Origin of the sequence: Novosphingobium aureum (genome assembly GCF_015865035.1) — a bacterium.
GTDB classification, from domain to species: domain Bacteria; phylum Pseudomonadota; class Alphaproteobacteria; order Sphingomonadales; family Sphingomonadaceae; genus Novosphingobium; species Novosphingobium aureum.
Map to the genome: position 1 here is coordinate 395,357 of NZ_JADZGI010000002.1, position 25,531 is coordinate 420,887.

The 25,531-nt window shown below is 66.0% G+C and carries 28 protein-coding genes; 10 read left to right on the top strand and 18 right to left on the bottom strand.

Annotation, left to right across the window (positions count from 1 at the left end):
• Nucleotides 1–42 precede the first annotated feature (42 nt).
• Nucleotides 43–993: a helix-turn-helix domain-containing protein gene (locus tag I5E68_RS14965; RefSeq protein ID WP_197165384.1), complete on the top strand. Its 951-nt coding sequence runs from the start codon at nt 43–45 to the stop codon at nt 991–993.
• Here the strand turns inward: I5E68_RS14965 and I5E68_RS14970 are convergent.
• Complete coding sequence (locus I5E68_RS14970; RefSeq protein WP_197165386.1) at nt 922–2,241, bottom strand: MFS transporter; 1,320 nt, start codon at nt 2,239–2,241, stop codon at nt 922–924. The genes I5E68_RS14965 and I5E68_RS14970 overlap by 72 nt on opposite strands.
• A gap of 226 nt (nt 2,242–2,467) precedes the next feature.
• On the opposite strand from I5E68_RS14970, the gene I5E68_RS14975 reads away from it, so the two are divergent.
• A complete protein-coding gene (locus tag I5E68_RS14975) occupies nt 2,468–3,328 on the top strand; it encodes an isocitrate lyase/PEP mutase family protein (RefSeq protein ID WP_197165388.1) in 861 nt (286 codons plus the stop codon).
• Between the two features lie 79 nt (nt 3,329–3,407).
• Here the strand turns inward: I5E68_RS14975 and I5E68_RS14980 are convergent, their stop codons facing one another.
• Entirely contained in the window at nt 3,408–4,151 is a 744-nt protein-coding gene (locus I5E68_RS14980) for a cupin domain-containing protein (RefSeq protein ID WP_197165390.1), read from the bottom strand.
• A 194-nt stretch (nt 4,152–4,345) separates the two neighbouring features.
• Here I5E68_RS14980 and I5E68_RS14985 point away from each other — a divergent pair, with 194 nt between their 5' ends.
• Nucleotides 4,346–5,089, top strand: coding sequence for a cupin domain-containing protein (locus tag I5E68_RS14985; protein WP_197165392.1), 744 nt, complete (start codon nt 4,346–4,348; stop codon nt 5,087–5,089).
• An 11-nt stretch (nt 5,090–5,100) separates the two neighbouring features.
• Entirely contained in the window at nt 5,101–6,429 is a 1,329-nt protein-coding gene (locus I5E68_RS14990; RefSeq protein ID WP_197165395.1) for an SDR family NAD(P)-dependent oxidoreductase, read from the top strand.
• Nucleotides 6,430–6,519: 90 nt separating this feature from the next.
• Here I5E68_RS14990 and I5E68_RS14995 read toward each other — a convergent pair whose 3' ends face one another.
• From I5E68_RS14995 to I5E68_RS15005, 3 genes are all read right to left on the bottom strand, one after another.
• Complete coding sequence (locus I5E68_RS14995; protein WP_197165397.1) at nt 6,520–7,092, bottom strand: carboxymuconolactone decarboxylase family protein; 573 nt, start codon at nt 7,090–7,092, stop codon at nt 6,520–6,522.
• A gap of 139 nt (nt 7,093–7,231) precedes the next feature.
• Nucleotides 7,232–9,523: a TonB-dependent receptor gene (locus tag I5E68_RS15000; RefSeq protein WP_197165399.1), complete on the bottom strand. Its 2,292-nt coding sequence runs from the start codon at nt 9,521–9,523 to the stop codon at nt 7,232–7,234.
• 449 nt (nt 9,524–9,972) lie between these two features.
• Nucleotides 9,973–10,539 carry a cysteine hydrolase family protein gene (locus tag I5E68_RS15005; RefSeq protein WP_197165401.1) on the bottom strand — a complete coding sequence of 189 codons (567 nt, stop codon included), beginning with the start codon at nt 10,537–10,539 and terminating at the stop codon, nt 9,973–9,975.
• A gap of 518 nt (nt 10,540–11,057) precedes the next feature.
• On the opposite strand from I5E68_RS15005, the gene fumC reads away from it, so the two are divergent.
• Both fumC and I5E68_RS15015 read left to right on the top strand, forming a co-directional pair.
• Entirely contained in the window at nt 11,058–12,446 is a 1,389-nt protein-coding gene (fumC, locus tag I5E68_RS15010) for a class II fumarate hydratase (protein WP_228727216.1), read from the top strand.
• A gap of 76 nt (nt 12,447–12,522) precedes the next feature.
• A complete protein-coding gene (locus I5E68_RS15015; RefSeq protein WP_228727217.1) occupies nt 12,523–13,224 on the top strand; it encodes an HAD family hydrolase in 702 nt (233 codons plus the stop codon).
• On the opposite strand, the gene I5E68_RS15020 is transcribed toward I5E68_RS15015, so the two are convergent.
• The 13 genes from I5E68_RS15020 to hisB all read right to left on the bottom strand — a co-directional run bounded on the left by I5E68_RS15020 (nt 13,221) and on the right by hisB (nt 22,412).
• The gene (locus tag I5E68_RS15020) at nt 13,221–13,754 is read right to left on the bottom strand and encodes a J domain-containing protein (RefSeq protein ID WP_197165404.1); all 534 of its coding nucleotides are present in this window, start codon (nt 13,752–13,754) and stop codon (nt 13,221–13,223) included. The genes I5E68_RS15015 and I5E68_RS15020 overlap by 4 nt on opposite strands.
• Before the next feature lie 208 nt (nt 13,755–13,962).
• On the bottom strand, nt 13,963–14,505 hold the full coding sequence (gene pal / locus I5E68_RS15025) for a peptidoglycan-associated lipoprotein Pal (RefSeq protein WP_197165406.1): 543 nt from the start codon (nt 14,503–14,505) through the stop codon (nt 13,963–13,965).
• Between the two features lie 146 nt (nt 14,506–14,651).
• Nucleotides 14,652–16,046 (bottom strand): Tol-Pal system beta propeller repeat protein TolB, encoded by a 1,395-nt coding sequence (tolB, locus tag I5E68_RS15030; RefSeq protein WP_197165408.1) that lies wholly within the window; start codon nt 16,044–16,046, stop codon nt 14,652–14,654.
• The gene (tolA, locus tag I5E68_RS15035; RefSeq protein ID WP_197165410.1) at nt 16,043–16,966 is read right to left on the bottom strand and encodes a cell envelope integrity protein TolA; all 924 of its coding nucleotides are present in this window, start codon (nt 16,964–16,966) and stop codon (nt 16,043–16,045) included. Before tolA ends, tolB begins: the two co-directional genes overlap by 4 nt.
• Nucleotides 16,967–16,980: 14 nt before the next feature.
• Complete coding sequence (locus I5E68_RS15040) at nt 16,981–17,433, bottom strand: ExbD/TolR family protein (RefSeq protein WP_197165412.1); 453 nt, start codon at nt 17,431–17,433, stop codon at nt 16,981–16,983.
• A 1-nt stretch (nt 17,434) separates the two neighbouring features.
• Complete coding sequence (gene tolQ, locus I5E68_RS15045) at nt 17,435–18,145, bottom strand: protein TolQ (protein ID WP_197165414.1); 711 nt, start codon at nt 18,143–18,145, stop codon at nt 17,435–17,437.
• Nucleotides 18,142–18,696 (bottom strand): YbgC/FadM family acyl-CoA thioesterase, encoded by a 555-nt coding sequence (locus I5E68_RS15050; RefSeq protein ID WP_197165416.1) that lies wholly within the window; start codon nt 18,694–18,696, stop codon nt 18,142–18,144. The genes tolQ and I5E68_RS15050 overlap by 4 nt, the downstream gene beginning before the upstream one ends.
• A gap of 150 nt (nt 18,697–18,846) precedes the next feature.
• Nucleotides 18,847–19,224, bottom strand: a complete 378-nt coding sequence (locus I5E68_RS15055; protein ID WP_197165417.1) for a histidine triad nucleotide-binding protein — start codon at nt 19,222–19,224, stop codon at nt 18,847–18,849.
• A gap of 47 nt (nt 19,225–19,271) precedes the next feature.
• Nucleotides 19,272–19,616 (bottom strand): phosphoribosyl-ATP diphosphatase, encoded by a 345-nt coding sequence (locus tag I5E68_RS15060; protein WP_197165418.1) that lies wholly within the window; start codon nt 19,614–19,616, stop codon nt 19,272–19,274.
• Between the two features lie 53 nt (nt 19,617–19,669).
• Nucleotides 19,670–20,443, bottom strand: a complete 774-nt coding sequence (gene hisF / locus I5E68_RS15065) for an imidazole glycerol phosphate synthase subunit HisF (RefSeq protein WP_197165419.1) — start codon at nt 20,441–20,443, stop codon at nt 19,670–19,672.
• A gap of 4 nt (nt 20,444–20,447) precedes the next feature.
• Entirely contained in the window at nt 20,448–21,176 is a 729-nt protein-coding gene (gene hisA / locus I5E68_RS15070; protein WP_197165420.1) for a 1-(5-phosphoribosyl)-5-[(5-phosphoribosylamino)methylideneamino]imidazole-4-carboxamide isomerase, read from the bottom strand.
• A 4-nt stretch (nt 21,177–21,180) separates the two neighbouring features.
• The gene (gene hisH / locus I5E68_RS15075; protein ID WP_197165421.1) at nt 21,181–21,810 is read right to left on the bottom strand and encodes an imidazole glycerol phosphate synthase subunit HisH; all 630 of its coding nucleotides are present in this window, start codon (nt 21,808–21,810) and stop codon (nt 21,181–21,183) included.
• A complete protein-coding gene (gene hisB, locus I5E68_RS15080; RefSeq protein WP_197165441.1) occupies nt 21,810–22,412 on the bottom strand; it encodes an imidazoleglycerol-phosphate dehydratase HisB in 603 nt (200 codons plus the stop codon). Before hisB ends, hisH begins: the two co-directional genes overlap by 1 nt.
• Nucleotides 22,413–22,582: 170 nt before the next feature.
• Between hisB and I5E68_RS15085 the strand changes: the two genes are divergently transcribed.
• From I5E68_RS15085 to dapD, 4 genes are all read left to right on the top strand, one after another.
• On the top strand, nt 22,583–23,083 hold the full coding sequence (locus I5E68_RS15085) for an SspB family protein (protein WP_197165443.1): 501 nt from the start codon (nt 22,583–22,585) through the stop codon (nt 23,081–23,083).
• Between the two features lie 52 nt (nt 23,084–23,135).
• Nucleotides 23,136–23,687, top strand: coding sequence for a hypothetical protein (locus tag I5E68_RS15090; protein WP_228727218.1), 552 nt, complete (start codon nt 23,136–23,138; stop codon nt 23,685–23,687).
• A gap of 101 nt (nt 23,688–23,788) precedes the next feature.
• On the top strand, nt 23,789–24,490 hold the full coding sequence (gene gmk / locus I5E68_RS15095; RefSeq protein ID WP_197165445.1) for a guanylate kinase: 702 nt from the start codon (nt 23,789–23,791) through the stop codon (nt 24,488–24,490).
• Nucleotides 24,491–24,646: 156 nt separating this feature from the next.
• Nucleotides 24,647–25,483: a 2,3,4,5-tetrahydropyridine-2,6-dicarboxylate N-succinyltransferase gene (dapD, locus tag I5E68_RS15100; protein WP_197165447.1), complete on the top strand. Its 837-nt coding sequence runs from the start codon at nt 24,647–24,649 to the stop codon at nt 25,481–25,483.
• The last annotated feature ends 48 nt before the right edge of the window (nt 25,484–25,531 follow it).

The following is a 25,531-nucleotide window of genomic DNA, read 5'->3' on the forward strand; positions in this document are numbered from 1 at the left end:
TGCAGAGCTTTGATCCAGATCAAAACGACAGGAAAAAGCTCCGTGGCCAAGCGCATCCCCCCTTATCCCATCGTTGCCGACGCCCCCTTCGCGCAGGCAGGACAGGTCGACGACGTGCACCAGCACGCCCACAAGAAGCGGGACCTTGGCGAAGGCGATGCGGGCCGGGACGATAGTGCGCGGGACAAGGACGTGATCCGTTCGCTCTCGCGCTCGATCCAGGTCATCCAGGCGATCAACCGCCATGGCTCGCTCGGCCTGACGGAAATCTCGCGCGCGGCGGACATTCCCTATCCAACCGCCTATCGCATCGTGAACACGCTGATGGAGGAAGGCCTCGTCGAGCGCGAACCAGCGCGCAAGCGCTATCGCCCGACGGCACTGATCCAGACATTGTCGTGCGGCTTCCAGAATCACGACCGGCTGGTAGGCCTCGCCCGTCCGCTGATCGGTGCCTTCACGCACGACTTCCACTGGCCGCTCAGCGTTGTGACCCGCGTCGGCAACAAGATGGTCGTGCGCGATTCCACCAGCACCCAGACCACGCTGACCTTCAACAACTACTATCCCGGCTGGCAGGTACCATTGCTCGCTTCGGCCTCGGGCCAGGCCTATTTCTCCTTCGCGAGCAAGAGCGAACAGGAAGAACTGCTGCTGCAGTCGCGCTCGCGCCAGCAGATGCTCGACGCGGTGATCCTCAAGGAGTTCGAGAGCGGCAAGGCGCAGCAGCGCATCCGGGAGCTGGGCTATGCCGCCGTCGCGCGCACGCCCTACTCGGCCAACCCGGGCAAGACGTCCTCGATCGCCGTACCGATCTTCGAAGGCGATCAGCTGCTCGGCGCACTGGCGCTGGTCTACTTCGCGAACGCGATGCCGCTCAGCGAGGCGATCGACAACTACCTCGAGCCGATGCTCGAGGTATCACGCTCGATCAGCGAGGGCCTCTCGGCCATGCCGCTCGGCCTGACCGCGTTCGACGAGGCGGCGGAATAGCCAGGCCGCGACGGTCGCGAGCGCGATCAGCACGGTGCACAGGATGAAGCCGTTGCGGTAGCTGCCGAAGACATCGAACAGGTGGCCCGCAACCCAAACCCCGGAACCGGACGAAATTGCCTCGAAGATGATGAAGGCTCCGGTCATCTGGCCAAGCCGCGGGCCCGCGAAGGTGTTGGCGATGACGACCTGGGTGAGCACGTAGCACCCGGCCCAGCCGGCACCGAGCAAGACCAACCCAACCATCGCCACCGCGGGACCGCCCAGGCTGAGCAGCGCAGCACCTATGAAGAGCAGCAATTGCTGCGAATTCCAGATCCTGTTGGTACCCCAACGCTCCGCTGCGGCACCGACCAGCACCTTGCCCACCAGCCCGGTCATGAACACCAGACTGAGGCCGAGCGCTGCGCGGGTGGCAGTCAGGCCAATGTCCTGCAGGTAGAGGAACAGGTTGAGCAGGAACGCCGTCGAGGCAAAGAAGGTACCGAAGGTCGCCGTCAGCAACAGCCCCAGCGCGAGCTTGCGCCGCGGCATCGTGGCGAAGGCTCCGAGCAGCGATTCGCGCGATGCCGGTGCAGCGCCATCGGCCCGCTTAACCCGGCGCTCGACCGGCGGCGAGCGTACCAGCAGCGCCGCGACGGGGACCATCGCCAGCGGGACAAGCGCTGCCATGCGGAGCACCGAACGCCAGTCGGCATGTTCGAGCGCGAGAACCGTCAGCGACGGGAAAATGGCCATGCCGATGCTCGTGCCCGACAGCGCGATCGAGGTCGCCAGCGTGCGCAGCGCCGTGAAGCGCGCCCGGATCATCAAGACCACGATCACCACGTGTGACGATGCGAAGGAGAGCCCGAGCAGGATGTACAACAAATAGATCTGCCCGATGCTGCGCGCATGACCATAGGCAGTGAGCGTCGCAGCGAGCAGGAGCAGGCCGGCGAGCACGATATTGGAAGGGCGCACGCGACTGGTCAACAGTCCGACGAGCAGCCCGGACATGCCCGAGGACAGCAGAAAGATCGTCTCGCGCAGCTTGAGCGCGCCGCGCGAGATGCCCAGATCCGCCAGGATCGCGGTATCGAGCGCAGGCAGGCCGGCAGAGATGATGCCGTGGCACACCGTCATCACCATCAGCAGCCCGGCGATCATGACCCACGCGCCGCGGTCTACGCGCCCCGCCCTGGCAGTGTCGGTCTCGCGATTCTCGGGAGAGTTTTCGGGGCTGCCGGTCAATGTCGTAGTCGTCATGTTCCCACGCTGCACTTCCCCGGGCAATTTGACCATCATTTCACCCGGCCTGCATCCGCATCACGGATAGACCCCGGTACACCGGTTGTCCCGTGCGCGCGCAATGCCCAGCGCGCACGGGCATGATCCGGCAAATCGTCTGCATCGCGCGGACAGCCGGAACGCAAGATCAACATCGGGTACTTCCTCCCAAGGGAGCGGGCCCGCCGCCAGAAGGAACGAGCACATGCAGGACACCCGCCTGTACGACATGGTCAAGTCCGGCCGCTTCATTACCGCGCCCGGCATCCAGGACATGATCACCGCGGTGATCGCGCGCAAGGTCGGCTTCGATGCGGTCTACGGCTCGGGCTACTGGCTCACCGCCAGCGGCCTCGGCCTGCCCGACGCGGGCATCGCCTCGGTCACGCAGATGGTCGACCGCATGGAAAAGCTCGTCGAGAGCGCCCAGACCCCGGTGATCGCCGATGCCGACACCGGCTTCGGCGGCCTGCTCAACGTCCACCACACGGTCAAGGCCTACGAGAAGGCCGGGGTCAGCGCGATCCAGATCGAGGACCAGGAATTCCCGAAGAAGTGCGGCCACACGCCGTTCAAGCGCGTCATTCCGGTCGAGGACATGGTCGAGAAGATCAAGGTCGCCTGCGACGCGCGTTCGGACGAACGCTTCCTCATCATCGCGCGTACCGACGTGATGCAGAGCGGCGGCTACAACGCGGTCGAGGACCGCATGGGCGCCTTTGCCGAGGCAGGCGCGGACATCCTCTTCCCCGAGGCCCTGACCAACACCGACGACATGCGCCGCATCTGCAAGGCAGTCGACAAGCCGATGGTCGCGAACATGGCCGACGGCGGCCTGACCCCGATCCGCCCGGCGAGCGAGCTAGAGGAACTGGGCTTCAAGATGGCGATCTTCCCGGCGATGACCTCGCTGGTCGCCGCTGCCGCGGTCGAGAAGGCGCTGATCAGCCTCAAGCAGACCGGCACCAGCCTCGAAGGCCCCGAGATGTTCAACTTCAAGGAATTCTGCGAGCTGATCGGCTTCGACAAGGTCTGGGAATTCGAACGCAAGTGGGCCAAGGACTGAGGCCCTGACGAAAAAAGGGGGCGCCGGCGTTTGCCAGCGCCCCTTTTTTTCATGTCTTGGGACCGCGCCCTATCGCATGTCAGGAAGCGCGGTCGGCCTCGGGCGCACGGATCAGGTCCCAGGGGCCATCGTGCCATTCGAGCAGCACGCAGCCACCCTCGGTGCGCTCGTTGAAGCCATGGATCGAACGCGCCGGGTTCCACAGGAACGAGCCTGCGCGCATCGGTCGCGAATCGTCGGGCTGGATGTCCCCCTCGACGCAGAAGATCTCTTCCTCCACCGGGTGCCAGTTCGCGCCGCCCACGCCGCCGAAGCCGCCCGGCACCTTGAGCAGCCGGGTATCGGCCCCGGTGCGTTCGTCCAGCCACAATACGCGCCTCTCGAAACCTTCGAGCAGCTTACCCGCAACGACCGGCACGAACGGCTCGATCGCAAGGGCATCGGCGTGAAGCACCGGCTCGGGCGACGTGCCTGCGGCCACCGGTGCATCGACGATGACCAGCATGTCGCAGTCCTCCAGTGCGGCGAGCGGCAAGGGGCGATCACCGGGCAGGACCGCGAAGCCCTTGGGCCCGAGCACCGTTTCGCCAACGCGCAGCCGTCCCGAAAGCACGAACACCTGCGTCAGCGCCCCGTCCTCGCGAGCGCTTTCGCCGCTCCACCCCGCGGGCGGCATGGCGATCAGCGAGCGAAGGCCACCCGTCGCCAGCCGCCGAAGGACCAGCGCGGGCACATCGCAGCCCTGCCAGGGCGCGACCACCTCGGGTGCAAGATCGTCGCGGTGGACGCATTGGGAGATGTCGTAGGCCAGTTCTTCGTTCACGCCGGGTCCCCGATCGGTTTCTGGATGCTGGGCAGGAGCGCAACCCTTGCGACTTCAGGCCTGCACCTGCCAGACTCGGCCTTGCGCATTATCCGCAATCCGGACGTCGCCCTTGCACCCGCTGGTGACATCCGGGCCAATCTGTGACCCAAGGGCACAGCACAAGAGCGCCAGAAGGTCTAGGAGAACACATCATGCGGCCACGTATTGTCGACTTGCGGGTGGACGAAATCGAATGGGCACCGCTCGGCCCTCCGGGACTCTATTCGCGCCTGCTCAGCCGCGACGAGGAGACCGGTGCGCGCACTGCGCTGCAGCGTCTCGCCCCGCAGGACGGCTACAGTCCGCCCGACGTCGCCCACTATCACCACACCTACGAGGAACTGCTCGGCGTCACGGGCTGCTTCAGCTTCGATTCGCGCAACTGGGTGCGCCCGGGCAGCTACCTGTTCCATCCTCCCCGCACGGTCCACGGCTTCGCCAGCGCGATCCGCGAGGAATCGACCTTCCTCTCGCGCGTCGGTCGCGATCTCGACTTCAACTTCGTGGAAGAGCCCGAGCACGACGATCTCTACGTCGTCGAGGGCGCTCCGCCCCCGCGCGCGCCGGTCGCGATCGGTCCCGAGCAGTCGCTCGAAGGCTTCGGCGAGGGCGATTTCCTCGGTGCGCTGGCGCAGGTCCGCCCGCTCAGCGTCGACCCCCAGATCGGCGAAGGGTCTGCCTTCGTGAAACTGCCCAAGGGCTGGAAGAGCGAAGCGACCAAACTCGACTACTACCTCGAGATCTTCGTCATGGAGGGGGGGCTCGGCGTCGACGGCGGCGATGCCTCGCCGCGCCGTTCGTACTTCTTCTATCCCCCGGGCGAGCCGATCAACGCCTTCGAAGCCGGGTCCGACACGCTCGCCTACGTCAATTTCGGTGAGCCGGTGCCCCAGTGAGCGATACCTCCATGACTGCCCCGAAGGCTCTTGTCGTGAATGCCGCCAGTCGCGAGGGCGCGATTGCCGTGCAGGCGCTGTCGGATCACGAGATTACCGAAGTTCGCCAGCCCTTCGCCGACGCGAAGAGCTGGGAAGCATTCGCTGCGGAACTGAAGGGCCATGGCATTGCCTTCGACGTCATCGTGCACTGCCCGCTCGATGGCGAAGGTCCCGACGGTGTGGAGGCCGAGATCCTTTCGGCCTGGCTCACCGCCAAGTTCGCGATCGAGGTCGCCGCGCCCGGCGAGCCCGCCCTGCTCACCCTCACCCGTGAGCAGCGTGGCGCGAACCCCATCGATGCAGATGCAGCGGGCAATGGCATCCGTTTTGCACTGCGCGCGGCCATGCTAGATGCATCGGTCCGGGACGTGCATCTGCGCTCGAACCGGCTCGCCATCGCCAGCGACACCGACGAAGCGCGGCTGGCCGAGGCGATCCGCGCCCTCACCGATGCCCGCGCGAGCTTCGTTGCCGGCGCCGACCTGGCCTTCGACGCCCCGCTCGCGGCAGCACCGCGCATCGCCGAGAGCGGCACGAGCCTCGCCGGGCGCACCGTGCTGGTCACCGGCGCGACCTCGGGCATCGGCCGGGCCAGCGCGATCGAGATCGGGCGGCAAGGCGGCTTCGTCGTCGTCGGCGGGCGCAAGCCCGATCTCGCCGAGGAGACCCTGACGCTCGTGCGCGAGGCTGGCGGCGAGGGCATGTTCGTGCGCCTCGACGTGACCGACCCGCAGGCATGGCAGACCGCAGCCGAGACGATCGCCGCAACGCGTGGCGCACTGCACGGTCTCGTCAACAATGCAGGCGAAGCCAAGAACCTGCCGATCGGTCAGCTGAGCGACGAAGTGCCCCGCTTCCTCGTCCACCTCAACTACGGCGGCTGCCGCCTTGGCATGGACAGCCTGCTCGACCTGCTCGCACAGGACGGTGGCAGCGTGATCAACGTGGCCAGCGTCGCAGGCATGCGCGCAGGCTACGGTGGCTCGGCCTATGGTGCCTCCAAGGCCGCCATGATCGGGTTGAGCAAGAGCTACGCACGCGAGGTTGCGGGCCCGCGCGGGGTGCGCGTCAATGCGATCCAGCCGGGGCTCATCTGGAGCGATTCGGTGATCGACTCGCTCGGCGAGGAAGGCGCGGCGAAGTTTCGCGAAATGATCGAGGGAAAGACCCCAATCGGCCGCGTCGGCACCCCCGACGAGGTCGGCCGCTTCGTCGCCTACCTGCTCAGCGATGCCGCAGCCGGCATCCACGGCCAGGCCATTCCGGTTTCAGGGGGGCTCGAACTGGTCCATCCCTGAAACAGACCGGTTCGAGACAGGGAAAGGGCGCGCGAAGCACACCGCTTCGCGCGCCCTTTCTTTGGTTTTCGCTAATGCGAAACCGGACGCTCAGTCGCGCTTGGGCGGAATGAAGGGACAGGTCTCCATCTTCTCGAGCAAGTCAAAGGCGAAGATGAACTTGGCCATGCCGCCCAGAACCGCCATGATCACCCCCAGCTCGACCAGTTCCGCGTCGCTGAAGCTCGCTTTCAGGCGCTCGTAGAGTTCGGGTGTCACCGCGCCGAGCTGGTTGGTCAGCACCATTTCGTCGGCGAGCGCCAGAGCCGCCTTCTCACGCTCGGTGAAGGGGCCGTTCTCCCAGTCCATGATCGCGTCGAGCTGTTCCTCGCGCAGCCCCGCCTCGAGCGAGGCAAGCCGGTCGCCACGGTTGCACGAGGCGCAGCCGTGCACGTTGGCGAAGCGGAAGCGCACCAGCTCGACGATCTGCGGATCGACCCGCCCCGAGGCGTAGAGCTTCTTGTAGAAGTCCTCGATGTACCAGTCGTAGACCGCAGGCGCATTGCCCATGACCTCGGTGAAGGTGGCATCGCCATGCAGGTCCATCGAGCGATCCCACGAGGCCTGCATCTTTTCCGACAGGTCCTCGCGCGCGATGCGGCGGAATGGGGTTTGCGGTTTCATCGAGGGTGTCTCCTCAAGAGGTGGTGTGGTGGTGATAGCCCGCCGCAACGATATTACAGGCGCGGCCTCAAGACGAAGGGGCCCCGCCCAGTGGACGGAGCCCCCTTTCATTGTTCCGATCCAAGAAGGATCAAGGCGATCAGAAGTCCTTGATGAAGCGGATACCGCCGGTGCGCGGTGCCGGCGCCGTGATGTATTCGCCGTTGGTCGTCGAGGGGTTGAACGAACCCCAGAAGCGGCTGAAGTCGGGCGTCAGGTCGTTGAAGATGTTGCTGACGAAGACCAGCGCCGTCCACGAACCGCCCTTCAGGCCCATCTGCGCATCGGCGGTGAACTTCTGGTCGAGCTTCACGCGGTTGTCGAAGCGCGCATAGCGCGAGCTGCGGTAGTTGCCGGTGCCCTCGACGAAGCCGTCCAGGTCACCCGTAATCGGGGCCTCGACGTGAGCCGTGAAGTTGGCCGAGTGCTTGGGCACCAGCGGCACGCGGTTGCCACCGAACTGGCGATCGGTACCCGCGGGGGCCGGGAACACGTCACGCGCCTCGAAGTCCTTGAACTTGGAGTCGGTGTAGGCGTAGTTGCCCGAGAGCGTCAGCCACTCGAACGGACGCGCCGTGGCTCCGAACTCGGCGCCCTTCACCTCGGCATTTCGCGCATTGATGATGTAGTTGAGCGTCACGGCCGACGAGGTCGGGCATTCGGCCTCGGGGCCAAAGGGGCTCAGGTTGCCGTAGCATACCGTCGTCACCTGCAGGTTCTTCCAGTCCGAATAGTAGACGTCGGCTTCGAAGCTCAGATCGCCGTTGAGCAGCGATCCCTTGGCGCCGACTTCGTAGGTCCAGATCGACTCCTGTCCGAACGGGCGCAGGTCGTCGCGCACCTGGCCGGTGTTGAAACCGCCCGGCTTCGAGCCCTTGGCGGCGCTGGCGTAGATGTTGAAGTCCGGCGAGACCTTCCACGAAGCGCTGAACTTGGGCAGCCAGGCGTCGAAGCTGGTCTTGCCGCGGAAGTCGATCTCGTTGGTGCCGGTCAGGAACAGCAGGTTCACACCGGTCGTCGCCGCTGCCGAGATGACTTCGTGGTTGTAGCGCAGTTCGCCGGTCACGGTGATCGCGTCGGTGAGGTCGAACTCGAGCGAGCCGAAGCCCGAATAGGTGTTGGTGTTAAGCCGGTTCACACGTCCCGGGATGTTCTCGCGGGTGCTGGTGATGAAGCTGTTGGCCCCGACGAAGCGCGAATAGTCGACTTCCTCGTAGTTCTCGTCGAACACGTAGCCACCGACCATCGCGCGGAACGCACCGCCGTCGTAGCTCAGGCGCAGGTCAGAGCTGATCTGCTGAAGGTCGTTGTCGAAGTCGAAGATGCCGACGCAGACCATCGAGAGGCAGTTGACCAGCCCACCGCCGAGATCGACACCCTGAGGTTCGTTCTGCGGCTCCTTGTCGAAGTCGAACTCGAGGCGCCCCTTGGTCTTGTTGTAACCCGAGAGCGAGTTGAGGACGAAGCCGTTTCCGAAGTCGTACTCGAGATCGAGCACGCCGCGATAGGTCTCGGAATTGTTGCCGGCGTAGCGGTGATCCGAGGACATGTTGACCTCGTTCTTGTCGAACGTTCCCTCCGTGATCGTGTTCACGCCGTAGAGCGAGGTGTCGGCACGCGGAATGACGTAGCCTGCGCCCGGACCCGCGTTGTTGTTGAGGTAGCTGGCGCGGATCTTGCCGGTGAAGCCACCGTCCTCGATCAGGATCGTGCCACCGAAGCCGTAGGTCCGGTTGGCATCGAGCCCCTGCCCGTTGCCGGGATTCTTGTAGAAGCCCGCGAAATCGCGGTAGGTCGCCGAGAGCTTTGCCGCAACGGTATCGCCGATGATCGGGCCGGTGATGTGCGCGCTCGCTTCCTGCTGGCCATAGGCACCCATGGCGAGGTTGACCGTTCCGCCGAGGTCGAACTCGGGGTCCTTGCTCACGAAGCTGATCGCGCCGGCAAAGGCGCTGCGGCCGAAGTAGGTGGCCTGCGGTCCCTTCACGACCTCGATGCGGGCGATATCCATGAGCGCGGTCGCGTTCTGGTTGCCGCCGCCACCGACCGTGGTGTTGAGCGAGACGCCGGTGGTGTCGATACCGTCGACGATCATCGCGACGTTGGAGCGCCCTTCGATCAGCGCGACACCGCGAAGGCTCGGACGCACGTCAGCGGGCGATGCGCCGGTGTCGAACTGGAGGCCAGGGGTCATCGCCGCGACGCTGGACATGTCTCGCACGCCCTTGCGCTCGATGGTGTCCTGCGAAACCACGTTGATCGCGACCGGAATGTCCTGAAGCGATTCCTCGCGGCGGCGTGCCGTCACGACAATGTCATTGCCCGAGGCAGCAGGCGCAGTGCTCGCGGCTTCCTGGGCAAGCGCCGGAGTGGCGAGAAGCGAAACTGTCATGATTGCTGCGTAGGAACAGCGGTTAAGCAGATTACCGGACATGTGCGTCCCCCTTGATGGATATCGTTTTCTAAGGCTCTTGCGTCGCCAATTGTTATCCGTCGAGCTGTCTGTCCGGACAATTTTAGCACCGCCAATCATCCGCATTGCGGATGATTGACGGTGCAAGCCCGGAAAATCACCGAAACCCGGGCCACTCCGAGAACCTCATTTGGCGCAGCAGTTGAAAATGGCCGCGGATGCGCGCCTGCCAACTGCGACCTTTTTGCCGCACCCGGAGCAAAGCGACGATCACCGGGTAGCTCTGATTCGATGCCATCGAGGTCAGCCGCTGCGCCCAGGGGAGCGCTCGTTTGGTAATCGAGAACAACCGCGCACGTTTCCCGAAACGAAAAAGGGCGCCGCCTTGAGAAGCGACGCCCTTCTTGAACGGCCGAAGCGTTATGCGATCAGGCCGTGAAGTCGATCTCGTCGGCCTGTTTCACTGCGCACAGCACGCCGAAGGCTTCGAGTTCTGCCTCGTGGGCAGCGAGCGAGCCCGCAGCACAGGCATCGGCAATGACCGTTACCGCAAGCCCGCGATCGTGTGCTTCGCGGACGGTCGAACTGACCGCCAGCGTCGTCGAGATGCCGGCGATGTACAGTTCGCTCACATCGTGCTTTTCCAGCTCGGCATCGAGGATCGTCTTCCAGAAGGGGCTGATCTGATGCTTGAGGATGATCGCCTCGTCAGCAGTCGGCGTGACGGAAGCGTCGAAATCGACACCGTGCGTTCCCAGTTGCAACGCGCCCGAACCCTTGAACCCGCCGAACAACGGCGAACGCTCCGGTGCTTCGGGAAGGTCGGGCGCACTGAATGCAACCCGTACGTGACCGACCGCAACGCCAGCCGCGCGGGCCTTGGCCAGAACCTTGGCTGCATTGCCCAGCACATCGCGGCGGGCGATTTCGCCAGCCATCGGCTCGTGGCTCACGAGATCATTGATGAAATCGATCAGAATTAGATATTTGCTCACGCGCTCGTCCTCACTGGCTGGCGGTTGCGGCGCAAATGCCGCTCCTGTTTCCATGACCTACTATGCGGCCTCGGTGCCAGAAGCCACTGCGTTCGCAGTCGCTGACCGGTGACCAACGGGCCAGTCTTGGAATCTGTCCGCATTGCGGAAACCGATCCTGTCGCTGGCCGCGCGAAACGCAGGCCCGGGTAGGTCTTACGGCTAAGCCGCGAGTTGATCTGCAGCGCCAAGGGCAACCCGACACAGCTTCCGAAGGATGAACAGCTGCGCACGACTATCCACCAGGCGGATTGCGCAGGATCGAAAACTGGCCTGCCACGCGCACCCAACCTACCCCACGCAAAGTTTCTGAAATTCCCTCAGACTCTGACGACCTTGTCCCTCTCCGGCATTTGCCGGGGGGGGATTTTTTGTGCGCCGGCGCTTCCCATATCAACTGCATCCATCCGCGCGCGTGCAACCGCGCAGCCTCCGCCCGGTTGCCGAGACAGCAGCCGCAAGCAGCAGTGAAGTGAGACATGCCCATGCAAACCCGCCCCGAAACCGACAGCCTTGGCCCGGTCGAGGTTCCCGCCGAAGCCTACTGGGGCGCGCAGACCCAGCGCAGCATCGAGAACTTTCCCTTCGCGGCGAGCGAGCGCATGCCGGTCGGCATCGTCCATGCCATGGCGCTGGTGAAGCAGGCAGCCGCGCGGGTGAACCGGCGCCACGGGCTCGATGCCAAGCTCGCCGATGCCATCGAGCAGGCCGCTGATGAAGTTGCCGCTGGCAAGCTCGACGAGCAGTTCCCGCTGGTCATCTGGCAGACCGGCAGCGGCACACAGACAAACATGAACGTCAACGAGGTCATCGCGGGGCGCGCCAACGAGATCCTGACCGGCACGCGCGGGGGCAAGGCGCCTGTCCATCCCAACGACCACGTCAACAAAGGCCAGTCCTCGAACGACAGTTTCCCGACCGCGATGCACGTTGCTGCCGCGCGCGCCGCGACCAAGGCGCTGGTCCCTGCGATGGAACGCCTCGAAGCCGCCCTGCTCGCCAAGACGAAGGCCTGGGACGACATCGTCAAGATCGGCCGCACGCACTTGCAGGACGCAACCCCGATCACGCTGGGGCAGGAATTCTCGGGTTACTATGCGCAGGTCCGCCTCGCCCGCACGCGCACCGTGCCGATGATCGAGCACGGCCTGTGCCGCCTCGCCATCGGCGGCACCGCAGTCGGCACCGGGCTCAACGCGCCCGAGGGCTTCGGCGAGGACGTCGCTGCCGAACTGGCCGCGCTGACCGGGCTCCCCTTCGTCTCGGCACCCAACAAGTTCGAGGCGCTGGCGAGCCACGACACGCTCGTCGATTTCTCGGGCAGGCTCAACACGCTTGCCGTCGCGCTGACCAAGATCGCCAACGACATCCGCTGGCTCGGCTCGGGCCCCCGCTCGGGTCTCGGCGAACTCGAGCTGCCCGCCAACGAGCCGGGCAGCTCGATCATGCCCGGCAAGGTCAATCCGACCCAGTGCGAGATGCTGACGATGGTCGCGGCGCAGGTCATCGGCAACCACCAGGCGATCACCGTGGGCGGGATGCAGGGTGCCTTCGAGCTCAACGTCTTCAAGCCGCTGATCGGCGCTGCCACGATGCGCTCGATCGACCTGCTCGCGACCGGCATGGACAGCTTCATCACCCGCTGCCTCGACGGGCTCGAACCCAACCGTGCGCGCATTTCCGAACTGCTCGGCAACTCGCTGATGCTCGTCACCGCGCTTGCGCCCGAGATCGGCTACGATGCGGCTGCCAAGATCGCCAAGCATGCCCACGAAACGGGCCAGACCCTGCGCGCGGCGGGCCTCGAGCTGGGGCTCGTCGATGCCGAGACCTTCGACCGCGTGGTGCGGCCCGAAACGATGGTGTAGGGGCCAGCGTCATATTCCACGGCTAGAAGGGGCAGGTCGCCCCTTCGCTTTCAGACTTGCACAGGATCACATCATCTTGACCACCGCGCCGCTTGCTGCCGCCGACCTTGCAGACTTCATGCCCGAGGCGATCATCTTCGACATGGACGGGACCCTGCTCGACACCGAAGCGCTTTACCGCCGTTCGCAGCGCGAGGCGGCAGCGACGCTCGGCCACGACCTGCCCGAAGACGTGCACCGCAGCTTCGTGGGCGTCCACCGCGAGGTCAACGACCAGACGCTGCGCCGCCTGTGGGGCGAACACGCCGATATCGACGCCTTTAACGCCGAGGCCGAAGGGTTGTTCAACGCGCTGTGGCGCGAGGGTGTGCCGCTGCGCCCGGGCGCGGTGCAATTGCTCGAGATGCTGCAAGGCACCGATCTGCCTGTCGGCCTATGCACGTCGACCCGCAGCCCGATCGCACAGGAGAAGCTGCGGTTGGCGGGCTTCATCGATCTGTTCGATTCGATCGTCACGCTCAATGACGTCGCCAACCCCAAGCCGCATCCCCAGCCCTACCTGATCAGCGCGCGTAACCTCGGTGTAGACCCGGCGCGCTGCGTGGCGGTGGAGGATTCGCACAATGGCCTGCGCTCGGGTGCCGCCGCCGGGATGCGAGTGCTCTTCGTCCCGGACCTGATCGAAGCGGACGAAGAGGCCCATGCCCTCGCCCATGCCGTGCTGCCCGACCTCGACCGGGTCGGCGACTGGATCGCGGCAGCGCTCGCGCGCCGTTAGCCGCGCCACTCGCGCCGGTCTTCGGCGGCGCGCAGGACCTCGTAGGCTAGCTGGTAGGTCTGGAAGGCCTTGGCCGCCTCCTCGTCGCCGGGGCGCACGTCGGGGTGGACCGCCTTCGCCTTGGTCCGCCATGCCTTGCGCACCGCGTCGAAGTCGGCGTCGGGATCGAGCCCCAGCGCTTCGAGCGCGCGCAGCTCGTCGCGGCTGCGGGTGCCGTCGCCCGAGCCCGCCCAGCCATAATGCGCCGATTCCTGATAGCCCGCCGCTTCGGCGCGCTCGCTCGCCTCGCGCTCGGCGGCAGCTTCCTTGTCGAGACCTGCGAAGTAATCCCAGCCCGCGTTGTATTCCGCGGCATGCTTCTGGCAGAAATACCAGCGGTCAGGGCTGTTGGGGCTCTTGGGCGCAGGACAATCGCCGGGCTCGTTGCAGCCGTGCCGGTCGCACAGGCGCACCTGTGCAGCCTCGCGCGAGCTGCCATAGCTGCGCCAGCGCGGGAAGCCCCAGTCATTGGATCGTCTTGCGCGGCTCATGATCGTGTGGCGTTACGCTCCGACTCGTCTTCGATGCAACCCCTGAGACGACGCGCGGGTTGCGCAGCGCTCGGGCCAGCGCTTGGGATTGGCACGAAAATGCCCGCGATCCGCAGCGCTTGCGGATGCGGGCATCTTGCCGTCCGGTCGGGCGGAGAGGCTGTCTCGCGCTTCCCACCCGTGCCCAAACCCGGCCGAAATCGCGCGATCAGTCGATCGTGACGGTGACCGCGCGGCGGTTCTGCGCCCAGGCCTGCTCGTTCGAGCCGAGCGCCACCGGGCGCTCCTTGCCGTAGCTCACCGTGTTGATGCGCGCCCCGTTGACGCCGAGGCTGACGAGATAGTTGCGCGCAGCATTGGCGCGGCGTTCGCCCAGCGCGAGGTTGTATTCACGCGTGCCGCGCTCGTCTGCATGGCCCTCGATCGTGGCGCGCTTGTTGGGGTACTGCATCAGCCATTCGGCCTGACGGCGCAGCGCCTGCTGGTCCATCGCGTCGATGTCGTACTGATCGAGATCGAAGTAGATCGTGTCCGCGCCCATCATCTTGGCGGCAAAGTCCGCCTGGCTGCCGGGCTGCGGGCCCATCGGCTCGCTCGGCTGCTGGTTGCCCGCGACCGGTGCCTCGCCCGGCTGGGGCGGAAGTTCCTTGGGAGCCTTCGACGAACAGGCCGAGATCGCCAGCGCGCCTGCGGCGAGCAGCGCGAGCGAACCCATGCGGGAATTACGGGACATCGCGATAGCGGAAGACATTGGGCATTCTCCTCTGATGCTCGACCTTATCCAATGGTCGGCGCTGGTGTGTTGTTCCGTGCGCTAGTTAACGCTGTCAAGCTGAACGGCAGGCAACCGCGCAGGCCCGGCATGCTACCGGCCTGCGGCGCACTGCAGACAGCGAATCAGGGGCGTACCGGGCCCCATGCCGGGTCGGACGCGCCCACTGGCGTGGGCAGCCTGCGCTCGTTGCGACCGGTGAGATCGACCTGCCAGATCGAGGCCTGGCCCGAGCCCTTCTCGGTGCGGAAGAACTGCACGATGCGCCCGTTCGGCGACCAGGTCGGTGCCTCGTCCTGCCAGGAATCGGTCAGGTGGCGCATGTTGCGCCCCGCAGGCGTCATCACCGCAACGCGCAGGTTGCCCGCGATATGGGTGAAGGCGATGAGGTCGCCGCGCGGGCTCCACTCGGGGGTCGCCGCGCGGCCACCGAAGAAGCTGATGCGCTGCTGGCCCGAGCCATCGGCATTCATCACGTAGATCTGCTGCGAGCCCGAACGGTCGCTTTCGAACACAATCTTGCTGCCGTCGGGCGAGTAGCTGCCACCGATGTTGATGCCCGGACCATGCGTCAGCTGCTCGGGCGTGCCTCCGCCCGCAGCCGAGACGCGATAGATGTCGGTCGTGCCCGCCTTGGCCATCGAATAGAGCACCCACTTGCCGTCGGGCGACCAGCGCGGCGCCAGCGTCGGGCTGCCGGTGCGGGCGATCAGCTTCTGGCTATTGGTGGCAAGGTCGTAGGCGTAGATGCTCGGCTGCCCGTTGAGGTAGGACAGGTAGAGGATCTTGGAATAGTCGGGCGAATAGCGCGGGGTCAGCGCCATCGACTGTCCGCTGGTCAGGTAGCGGTGGTTCGCGCCGTCCGAATCCATCACCGCGAGACGCTTCATGCGATGGTCCTTGGGACCGGTCTCGGCGATGTAGGCGATCTTGGAATCGAAGAACGGGCTCTCGCCCGAAAGGCGCGAGTAGACCATGTCGGCGCACTTGTGCGCGGCGCGGCGCCAGTCTGCCGGGCCAACCTTCCAGCCGCCCTTGTCGAGCTGGCTGTGCAGTGCGACGTCGTAGAGATAGCAGCCGACCGTCAGCGAGCCGTCACCGTTGGCGTGGACATAGCCCTGCACCAGCATGTCGGCGCTGCGGCTCGCCCAGACGGTGTAGACCGGGGCCTGGACCTGCGCGAAGCTTGGCTGGGGCAGGCCATCGGGGCCCGAGGGCTTGAACAGCCCATTGTTCTTGAGGTCGGCGGCGACGACCTGCGCGATTGCGTTACCCAGCGCGCCGGTCGAGCCGGCATTGGTGCGCGTGGGCACGTCGGCGTCGGTGGCGAAGGTGGTGATGGCGATGCCAAGGTCCTGCCAGTCGCTGTCGTCCGAGACGGTGACCTCGAGGCCTTCGCTGGCCTGCGGCGCGGGCGCGCCCTGCGGCATGGGCACCGGGGACGCAGCGGGGACCTGCGCCATGGCCGGGACCGAGGCGGACATCAGCAGGCCAAGGGCAAGGGCGGAGAACGTCTTCATTGCGATAGCCTTCTGTCAAAGTTGGTCGTCACGACCTTCCAGCCCTCGTAGAGATCCTCGGGCAGATTGAAGGGCGCTGCGAGCTTAACCGCGCGAACGGCCTGTTCCTGATGGCGCTGGACCTGCGCCGCGTTCGAGGCGGTGCGCCCGCTGGTGGAAAGTACCTGCGGTTCGCCCGAAAGGCTTCCGTCCTTGTTGAGGCGGAAGCGCACGCGGGTGACCAGCAATTCGGCATCGGCCCCTTGCGGCGCCTGCCAGTGCGGCTTGAGCTGGCGCGAGATCGCCGCGTTGAGAGCGGAACGCGCGCTCGGCCCGATCTCTGCTGCGGGCGAGCCTGAACCACTATCGTCGCTGGCTCCCGAAACGCCGTCGAGGAAGTTCGAACCGATCTTGCTGCCGCCCGCCTTCTTGGGCTCGGCCTTGGCCTTGCTGCTGGCGCTCTTCACGCTCGACGAGGGCTTGGCGACGATATCGTCGATCGCGCTCGACTTGCGGCTCTCGGCCTTCTTCGGCTCGGGCTTGGGAGCCGGCTTCGGCTTGGGTGCGGGTTTGGGCTTGGGCGCCGGCTTGGGGCGCGGCGCGGGCTTGGGCTGCTCGGGTGCAGGCGCCGGTGCGGCCTGTGGCTGCGGTGCCGGTTCGGGCGGCGTCTCGATCGCGGGTGCGGCTTCCTGCGCCGGGGCCGGATCGCCGAGCGTCGGGGCCTGATCGGGCGCGGCCTCGCTGAAGGGATCGGGCGAAGTCGAGGTCTCGCCGACCTCGTCGCTGATCGAGACCTCGATGCGCTGCGGCGGCTTGATCACCTCGTCACTGGACGGACGCAGCACCAGCAGGGCCAGCAGCCCCGCGTGCAGCGCCACCGCGACGACGAGCCCGACGCCTTCGTCCTTGCGCACTCCCAGTGTTCCCGCGACCCTTTCCATGCCCGTTATCTACGTCAGCTACCTGAACCGCCGCTGACGTCGCTCACCAGCGAGATCGCGGTGAAGCCGGCACGGTTGAGTTCGCCCATCAGCGCGACCACGCGGCCATAGTCGAGCGAGCGGTCGGCGCGCAGCGCGACCATCGGCTTGCGCCCGTCGGCTCCGGCCGGGATATCGGCGAGGCGCTCGGGCAGCTCGCCTGCGGCCAGCTGCTCGGAATCGAGGAACACGGCCCCGTCCGCGCGTACCGTGATGGTGATCTCCTGCGCCTCTTCGGACATGGCCTTGGCGCGGCTGTCGGGCAGCTCGATCGGCACTGCCGCCTTGAGCAGCGGGGCCGCGACCATGAAGATGATCAGCAGCACCAGCATGACGTCGACGAGCGGGGTCACGTTGATCTCGGCCATGGGCGAACGGCCACGCCCGCGCCGCCTGCCGCCTCCGCCGCCTGACACACCCATCGCCATGTCAGCGCGACTCCAGCTGGCGGGTTAGCGCCATGTGCAGCTTGTCGGCGAAGCGCTGCAGGCGCCCCTCGACCATGTTCACGCGGTGCGAGAAGCGGTTGTAGGCGATGACCGCGGGGATCGCGGCGAACAGACCGATGGCGGTCGCGAAGAGCGCCTCGGAGATGCCCGGGGCGACGACCGCGAGCGAGGAATTCTGCTGCTGCCCGATCTGGAAGAAGCTGTTCATGATGCCCCAGACGGTGCCGAACAGGCCGACGAAGGGCGCGACCGAACCGACCGTCGCGAGGAAGTTCAGCCGGTTGGAGAGCAGGTCCGCCTCCTCGCCGACCGAGGAATTCATGGCGAGCGCGATGCGCTGGCGCGCACCTTCGGGGTCAAGCGTGCGCAGCTGCGCGTTGCGGCGCCATTCGGCAAGCCCCGCACCCGCGACCTTGCCCATCGGCACGTCGCCGCGTCCGCGCTGCTTCTGGAAGGTCTCGAAGTTTTCCGCCTCCCAGAACCCGCGCTCGTACTCGCCGCAGCGCCGGTTCACGCCGCCGATGCGCAGCGAGAAAGTGATGATGATGGTCCAGACCCACACGCTCGCGAGCAGCAGTCCGAACATGATCGCCTGGACGACGATATCGGCTTCGAGAAACAGGCGCAGCGGATTGAGGCGGTCGGTGTCACCGGCGAAATCGAGCGTGGGCGCAAGCAGGTCGAGTATCATTCTTGTCCTTCCGTGCCGGGGGCCTTGCCCGGGGCTGCGAAACGGTGGGGTTGGTCAGGGGCGGTGCCGGGAACGGCGGAGGCGACAACCGCGTCGAAGGCGCGTTGCCACGCCTCGGGTTGCCTGCGCGGTCGTCCTTCAGGACTGATGAACCCGACCTTTACCGTGGCCTCGGCCAGCTTCTCGCCATCACGCCAGGCGACCTGGTGCAGCGTGCAGCGCACCCGCCCGACGTCGCGCGCGGCGGTCTCGACGATCACGATATCGCCCAGCCGCGCAGGCGAGAGATAGCGGATGGCCAGTTCTGCGACGGTGTAGAGCCCCTCGCCGGAGTCGAGGGCTGCGCGCTGGTCGATGCCGAGCACCTCGAGCAGGTCGGATCGGGCGCGCTCGAACCAGCGGATGTAGTTGGCGTGGTAGACCACCCCGCCCGCGTCGGTATCTTCGTAGTAGACGCGCAGCGGATAGCGATGGATCGCGCCATCGATCACGCCGCTGGTCGGGCGCAACAGGGTCTTGGCGGTTGAAGGATCGCGGGAAGGTGACGTCATTGCGCGCGGATCAATAGCGGGCCAGCGACTCGCTGCAAAGCCATAGCCGCCCCGGCAAAGGCGAGAGGACCCATTTTCCCGTTGAAAGCGCCGCCTTCACCTTGAAAGCACCGGGGAATTTGCGACCGCACCTTCCCCGGAAAGATGGCTTCAGTCGGCGATCATCTGGAAGAACTGGCGCCCGCCGAAGATGTGGACGTGCAGATGCGGCACTTCCTGATGCCCCGCCTGCCCCATGTTGACCATGAGACGATAGCCCGGCCCGTCAAGCTCGAGCTGGCGCGTCACATTGCCGACCGCGCGCATGAAGGCGGCGATCTCGGCATCGTCGGCCTTGGCGGTGAAGTCGTCCCAGGAGACGTAGGCTCCCTTGGGAATCACCAGCACGTGGACCGGGGCCTGCGGACGGATGTCATGGAAGGCAAGCGCGACCTCGTCTTCGTAGACTTTGTTACAGGGCAGTTCGCCGCGCAGGATCTTCGCGAAGATATTGCTGTCTTCGTAGGGTTGCCTCGGATCGATCGGCATCGCTCAACTCCGTGAAAGCAGGGTCGGTATCAGGTAGGCTTAGCGGCTCAGTCCGCGGGCCGCGAGGCCTTCTCGGCGATACCCGAGACGCCCTCGCGCCGGTCGAGTTCGGCGAGCACTTCTGCAAAAGGGATACCCTTGTTGCCCAGCAGCACCATGAGGTGGAAGATCAGGTCCGCCGCCTCGCCCACCAAGGCTGCCTTGTCCTCGACGAGCGCGGCGATCACCGCCTCGGTCGCCTCCTCGCCCAGCTTCTGTGCGATCTTGGGCAGACCCTTGGCGTTGAGCTTGGCGACGTAGCTGCTGTGCGGATCGGCGGCAGCGCGCTCGGCGATGGTCGCCTCGAGGCGGGCCAGGGTCTGTGCGGAGATAGGCGTTGCGGACTGGCTCATGATGCTCCTGCCATGCTGTGCGGGGGCGGACGGGTCAAGCGAAGCGCTTGTGCTCAGGCCCGGGCGGGCAAGCCGGCGGCGCGCAGCGCGGCGTGGGCCTCGGCGATCGAGTGCTTGCCGAAATGGAAGATCGAAGCCGCCAGCACCGCGCTGGCGTGGCCCTCGCGCACGCCCGCGACGAGGTGATCGAGGTTGCCGACGCCGCCCGAGGCGATGACCGGCACCGAGACCGCGTCGGCAATCGAGCGGGTGAGATCGAGATCATAGCCCGCCTGCGTGCCATCGCCATCCATCGAGGTGACGAGCAGTTCGCCAGCGCCCAGCGAAGCGAGCTTCACCGCATGCTCGAGCGCGTCGATGCCGGTGGCCTTGCGCCCGCCGTGCGTGAAGATTTCCCAGCGCTTGGGGCCGGTGCCATCGTCGACCCGGCGCGCATCGACCGAGGCGACGATGCACTGCGCACCGAACCGCTCAGAAATGTCGGAGACCACTTCGGGCCGCGACACGGCTGCGGAATTGACCGCCACCTTGTCAGCGCCCGCGAGCAGCAGCGCGCGCGCATCCTCGGCAGTGCGCACGCCCCCGCCCACGGTCAGCGGCATGAAGCAGACTTCGGCGGTGCGCCGGACGATATCGAGCAGCGTGCCGCGCCCTTCGTGGCTCGCCGAGATATCGAGGAAGCACAGCTCGTCCGCGCCCGCCGCATCGTAGGCACGGGCCTGCTCGACCGGATCGCCCGCGTCCTTGAGATCGACGAAGTTCACGCCCTTGACCACGCGGCCATTGGCGACGTCGAGGCAAGGAATGACACGGACGCGCACGGTCATCGGATCAGTCCTTCTCGGCCATCTGGATCGCGGTCGCGAGATCGAGCCGCCCGTCGTAGAGCGCGCGGCCGGTGATCACGCCCTCGATGCCATCGGCCTTGTGGAGCTTGAGCATGCGGATATCGTCGAGGCCCTTCACGCCGCCCGATGCGATGACCGGCATGTCGGTCTGACGCGCCAGATCGACGGTTGCCTGCACGTTGCAGCCCTTGAGCATGCCGTCGCGCCCGATGTCGGTGAACAGCAGCGAGGCAACGCCCGCATCCTCGAAGCGGCGGGCAAGGTCGACCACCGAGACGTTCGAGACATCGGCCCAGCCCTCGGTCGCCACCATGCCGTCGCGCGCGTCGACCGCGACGACGATGCCGTTTTCCCACTCCTTCGCCATGTCCTTGACGAACTGCGGGTCCTTGAGCGCGGCAGTGCCCATCACGACGCGGCTGACGCCGAGCTTGAACCAGCCCTCGACCGCCTCGGGGGTGCGGATGCCGCCGCCCAGCTGGACGTGTCCGGGGAACACCTCGAGGATCGCCTCGACCGCCTCGCGGTTCTCGGCACGACCCGCGAAGGAGCCGTCGAGATCGACCACGTGAAGGAACTGCGAACCGGCCTCGGCAAACATCATCGCCTGTGCGGCGGGGTTGTCGCCGTAGACGGTGGCGCGGTCCATATCACCTTCGGCGAGGCGGACGACCTGACCTTGCTTGAGGTCGATGGCGGGAAAGACGATCATGGCTTCAGGGCTTCCAGTCGAGGAAACGGGAGAGGAGCGAAAGGCCGTAGGCTTGGCTCTTCTCGGGATGGAACTGCACGCCGACGACATTGTCACGGGCGACCGCTGCGACGAGACCGCCGCCGTGATCGCTCATCGCCGCGACCGAGTGGCCGTCGTCGGGCACGAAGTGATAGGAGTGCAGGAAATAGGCCTCGCCCGGCTCGATCAGCGCATGGGCCGGGTCGACCCTGCCTACGCCCACGTCGTTCCAGCCCATGTGCGGGACCTTGACCATGGGGTCGGTGCGCTCGATCAGCCGCACCTCGCCCGGTATCCAGTCGAGCCCCTCGGTGCTGCCGAATTCGAGCCCGCGCGTCGCGAGCAGCTGCATTCCGACGCAAATGCCGAGAAACGGCACGCCGCCTACCTGCACCCGCTCGTGCAGCGCATCGACCATGCCGGGTATCGCCCATAGCGCGTCGGCGCAGGCCTTGAACGCCCCGACGCCCGGCAGAACGATGCGATCGGCGGTGCGCACGGCCATCGGATCGGCGGTCACCGTCACCTTTTCCGCACCAGCGGCCTTCAGCGCATTGGCGACCGAATGCAGGTTGCCCGCGCCATAGTCGATGAGGGCGAGCTTCTGCGCCATCAGAGCGACTTGCCCCCGAGGATGCCCTTGGTCGAGGGCACTGCGCCGCCCTTGCGCGCATCGAGCTCGACGGCGCTGCGCATGGCGCGCGCGAAGCCCTTGAACAGCCCCTCGCAGATGTGGTGGTTGTTGGTGCCGTAGAGCAGTTCCATGTGCAGCGTGATGCCGACCGCCTGCGAGACCGAGTGGAACCAGTGCTCGACCAGTTCGGTGTCGAACTCGCCCAGCTTTTCCTGCGTGAAGCCGGCCTTCCACACGAAGTAGGGCCGCCCGGAGATGTCGAGCACGACACGGCACAACGCTTCGTCCATCGGCGAGTGGGCCTCGCCGTAGCGACCGATCCCCGCCTTGTCGCCCAGCGCCTGCGCGATGGCCTGGCCGATGGCGATGGCGCTGTCCTCGGTGGTGTGGTGCTGGTCGACGTGCAGGTCGCCCTTCACGTGGCACACCAGGTCGATCAGCGAATGGCGCGAGAACTGCTCGATCATGTGATCGAGAAAGCCGATGCCGGTCGAGACGTCGTACTGTCCGGTGCCGTCGAGGTTGATCTCGATGCGGATGTCGGTCTCGTGAGTCTTGCGGATGATCGAGGCTGTACGCATGGGCTGGCCTATAGACAGGTGTGGCGCGGAATCAATTGCATGTATTCGTGCGAGGCTGCGCACGATATGAACCCGGGAGGCTGCACAATCCCCCCAAAACCCATCAGACTGTCTAAAAACCCCTATCCGGTGGCTTGACCGCAAGGGCTTCGATGCGCACCTAGAGCCCGATGAACGATACGCCACCAGACAGCCTGATCCCCTACGACGAGATCGTGCAGGAAGCCCTGCGCGCCGTTGTCGGGCGTGTGCTGGGCCAGGTCGAAGCGACGAGCGGCGCTCTTCCCGGCAATCACCACTTCTACATCACCTTCAAGACCGGCGCACCGGGCGTGAACATCCCCGCGGACCTGCGCACGCGTTTCCCCGACGAGATGACGATCGTCCTGCAGAACAAGTTCTGGGATCTCTCGGTGCGCGAAGACGGCTTCACGGTGAGCCTCAGCTTCAACCAGATGCCCGCCAAGCTCGAGATTCCCTTCTCGGCGATCACCGCGTTCGTCGACCCCGCAGTGGACTTCGGCCTGCAGTTCCAGGCGATGGATGATGACGAGGAAGACGAACTCGGCGATGCGGGCAACGACGGCGCGGAACGCGACGTCGCCTCGCGCATTACTCCCAGCGACGACGGCTCGAATGTCGTTTCGGTCGATTTCGGCAAGAAGAAGTAAGCGCAGGCCAGAGGATAAGACGTCTCCACTGGCCCAAAAGCAGGAAACCGGCATGGGCAAGAAGGACGGCAAGGCAGGGATTTCAGGAAGCGGCGTTCTCGAATCCGCGAAGGACGCCGGAAGCGAGATTGGTGACCGTGCCGTCAGCCTGACCCAGGCCCTTGCCGCAGCAACGCCCGAGACGGTGGAAGAGGCCTTTCCAGTCACCTCTGCCGCCAGGAAGACATCTCGCACCAAGCGCTCGGGCAAGCCGAGTGCGCGCGAACTGCTCGGCCCCAGCCCCAATCCTGCAACCAATCTCGCCATTGCCGACATTGCCCTGCGCAGCGCTTCGATGCTTGCGCGCCAGGGAATCGAACGGGCCCTGCTCGGCCAGCGCTATGCACCGCGCAAGGCCTGGCAGATTCTCAAGGGACGGCCGATCAGCGAAGTCATGCTTCACCGGGCAATCGCCAAGGTCGCGATGTCCTCGGTGCCCGGTGCTCTCGCCATGACCGGCATCATGGTGGCCAAGACCCTCTACGACAGGGGAAAAGCGCATAAGGCAACCGCCGAGGGCGAGGCCGACCTTGCCGAAAAGGCCGAAGACGGCCGCGACGGCTGAGCCGACTACCGATATTCAAGCCTCCCCCCGCCCAGGCCCGGCACTGGCATAAGCGGGTCTGCAGGGGTTGATTTGCAGCCTCGCCGCCGCCATCGGGAGGCATGGACAGCCAGCCCGATTCCCGGACCGCCCCCTCTGCCAGCACGCCCGACGCCGCTAAGGATGCGCTTGAGCGGCGCGGCCTCATGCTCATCCTCTCCTCGCCCTCGGGCACAGGCAAGACGACCATCGCGCGTATGCTGCTCGAGGAGGACGCGATGATCTGCAACTCGGTCTCGTGCACGACCCGCCCCCCGCGCCCCGGCGAAATCGACGGCAAGGACTACCACTTCGTCAGCCAGGACCAGTTCGACCGCATGGCCGAGCAGGGCGACTTTCTCGAATGGGCCCACGTCTTCGGCAAGTCCTACGGCACCCCCAAAGCGCAGGTAAAGGCAGGCCTCAAGGCTGGGCAGGACTACCTCTTCGACATCGACTGGCAGGGCACCCAGCAGCTCTACCAGAAGCTCGAACGCGACGTCGTGCGCGTGTTCCTGCTCCCCCCTTCGATCGACGAGCTGCGCCGCCGCCTGACCGGGCGCGGCACCGACAGCGCCGAGGTCATCGCCGCGCGCATGGACCGGGCCCGGTCGGAAATCAGCCACTGGGACGGCTACGACTACGTCGTGGTCAACGATGACATCGCCGCCTGTTTCGCCAAGGTGAAGCAGATCCTCGCCGCCGAACGCCTGCGCCGCGCGCGCCAGACCGGCCTCATCGGCTTCGTGCGCGAGCTGATGGAACCAGGCGACGAACTGGGCTGACACGGGCCACGCCCGGAAGCCTGCAGCGGGGCTCGCGCGAAAGAAACGAACAGCGCCGCAGCACCCGCCATCCTTTTTCTTGTTCTCGGCTTCGCACCGCGATAGGCGCAGCGCCGAGTTCCCTTCACCGACACAATTTTTCCGGAGACACCCCAGATGTCCGATATCGAAACCGCGATCGAAGCCGCCTTCGAGGACCGCGCCAACGTCACCCCCGCCAGCGAGGACGTGCGCAAGATCGTCGAAGAGGCACTCGGCCTGCTCGATTCGGGCAAGGCCCGCGTCGCCGAGCCCGACGGCGAAGGTGGCTGGAAGGTCAACCAGTGGCTCAAGAAGGCGGTCCTCCTCTCGTTCCGCCTGAACGACAACGCGCCGATGGAATACGGCTCGGCCGGGGCCCCCGCCTTCGACAAGGTGCCGCTCAAGTTCACCGGCTGGAGCGAGGACGACTTCAAGGCTGCCGGTATCCGCGTGGTCCCCGGTGCGGTCGTGCGCCGCAGCGCGCACATCGCCAAGGGCGTGGTGCTGATGCCCTCGTTCACCAACCTTGGCGCCTACGTCGGCGAGGGCACGATGGTCGACACCTGGGCCACCGTCGGTTCGTGCGCGCAGATCGGCAAGAACGTCCACATCTCGGGCGGCGTCGGCATCGGCGGCGTGCTCGAGCCGCTCCAGGCCGGTCCGGTCATCATCGAGGACAACTGCTTCATCGGCGCGCGTTCGGAAGTAGCCGAAGGCGTGCGCGTGGGTGAAGGCGCGGTGCTATCGATGGGCGTCTACCTCGGCGCCTCGACCAAGATCGTGAACCGCGCAACCGGCGAAGTCCACGTCGGCTATGTGCCCCCCTACTCGGTCGTCGTGCCCGGCACCCTGCCCGGCAAGCCGCTCCCCGACGGCACCCCCGGCCCTTCGCTCTACTGCGCGGTGATCGTGAAGACCGTCGACGCGCAGACGCGCTCGAAGACCGGTATCAACGAACTTCTTCGCGACTGATATCAAAGGAAAACCCCGTAATCTTGCCGGATCTACGGGGTTTTCCGA

Excerpts from the sequence above, each read along its gene's own strand:
- I5E68_RS14970 (WP_197165386.1), bottom strand. The coding sequence starts at position 2,241 with ATGACGACTACGACATTGACCGGCAGCCCCGAAAACTCTCCCGAGAAT.
- hisA (WP_197165420.1), bottom strand. The coding sequence starts at position 21,176 with ATGATCGTCTTTCCCGCCATCGACCTCAAGCAAGGTCAGGTCGTCCGC.
- gmk (WP_197165445.1), top strand. The coding sequence starts at position 23,789 with ATGGACAGCCAGCCCGATTCCCGGACCGCCCCCTCTGCCAGCACGCCC.
- I5E68_RS14985 (WP_197165392.1), top strand. The coding sequence starts at position 4,346 with ATGCGGCCACGTATTGTCGACTTGCGGGTGGACGAAATCGAATGGGCA.
- tolQ (WP_197165414.1), bottom strand. The coding sequence starts at position 18,145 with ATGATACTCGACCTGCTTGCGCCCACGCTCGATTTCGCCGGTGACACC.
- I5E68_RS14975 (WP_197165388.1), top strand. The coding sequence starts at position 2,468 with ATGCAGGACACCCGCCTGTACGACATGGTCAAGTCCGGCCGCTTCATT.
- I5E68_RS15050 (WP_197165416.1), bottom strand. The coding sequence starts at position 18,696 with ATGACGTCACCTTCCCGCGATCCTTCAACCGCCAAGACCCTGTTGCGC.
- I5E68_RS14990 (WP_197165395.1), top strand. The coding sequence starts at position 5,101 with ATGACTGCCCCGAAGGCTCTTGTCGTGAATGCCGCCAGTCGCGAGGGC.
- I5E68_RS15040 (WP_197165412.1), bottom strand. The coding sequence starts at position 17,433 with ATGGCGATGGGTGTGTCAGGCGGCGGAGGCGGCAGGCGGCGCGGGCGT.
- fumC (WP_228727216.1), top strand. The coding sequence starts at position 11,058 with ATGCCCATGCAAACCCGCCCCGAAACCGACAGCCTTGGCCCGGTCGAG.
- I5E68_RS15055 (WP_197165417.1), bottom strand. The coding sequence starts at position 19,224 with ATGCCGATCGATCCGAGGCAACCCTACGAAGACAGCAATATCTTCGCG.
- I5E68_RS15090 (WP_228727218.1), top strand. The coding sequence starts at position 23,136 with ATGGGCAAGAAGGACGGCAAGGCAGGGATTTCAGGAAGCGGCGTTCTC.
- hisF (WP_197165419.1), bottom strand. The coding sequence starts at position 20,443 with ATGACCGTGCGCGTCCGTGTCATTCCTTGCCTCGACGTCGCCAATGGC.
- tolB (WP_197165408.1), bottom strand. The coding sequence starts at position 16,046 with ATGAAGACGTTCTCCGCCCTTGCCCTTGGCCTGCTGATGTCCGCCTCG.
- dapD (WP_197165447.1), top strand. The coding sequence starts at position 24,647 with ATGTCCGATATCGAAACCGCGATCGAAGCCGCCTTCGAGGACCGCGCC.
- I5E68_RS15085 (WP_197165443.1), top strand. The coding sequence starts at position 22,583 with ATGAACGATACGCCACCAGACAGCCTGATCCCCTACGACGAGATCGTG.
- pal (WP_197165406.1), bottom strand. The coding sequence starts at position 14,505 with ATGTCTTCCGCTATCGCGATGTCCCGTAATTCCCGCATGGGTTCGCTC.
- hisH (WP_197165421.1), bottom strand. The coding sequence starts at position 21,810 with ATGGCGCAGAAGCTCGCCCTCATCGACTATGGCGCGGGCAACCTGCAT.
- I5E68_RS15060 (WP_197165418.1), bottom strand. The coding sequence starts at position 19,616 with ATGAGCCAGTCCGCAACGCCTATCTCCGCACAGACCCTGGCCCGCCTC.
- I5E68_RS15000 (WP_197165399.1), bottom strand. The coding sequence starts at position 9,523 with ATGACAGTTTCGCTTCTCGCCACTCCGGCGCTTGCCCAGGAAGCCGCG.
- tolA (WP_197165410.1), bottom strand. The coding sequence starts at position 16,966 with ATGGAAAGGGTCGCGGGAACACTGGGAGTGCGCAAGGACGAAGGCGTC.
- hisB (WP_197165441.1), bottom strand. The coding sequence starts at position 22,412 with ATGCGTACAGCCTCGATCATCCGCAAGACTCACGAGACCGACATCCGC.
- I5E68_RS14995 (WP_197165397.1), bottom strand. The coding sequence starts at position 7,092 with ATGAAACCGCAAACCCCATTCCGCCGCATCGCGCGCGAGGACCTGTCG.
- I5E68_RS15020 (WP_197165404.1), bottom strand. The coding sequence starts at position 13,754 with ATGAGCCGCGCAAGACGATCCAATGACTGGGGCTTCCCGCGCTGGCGC.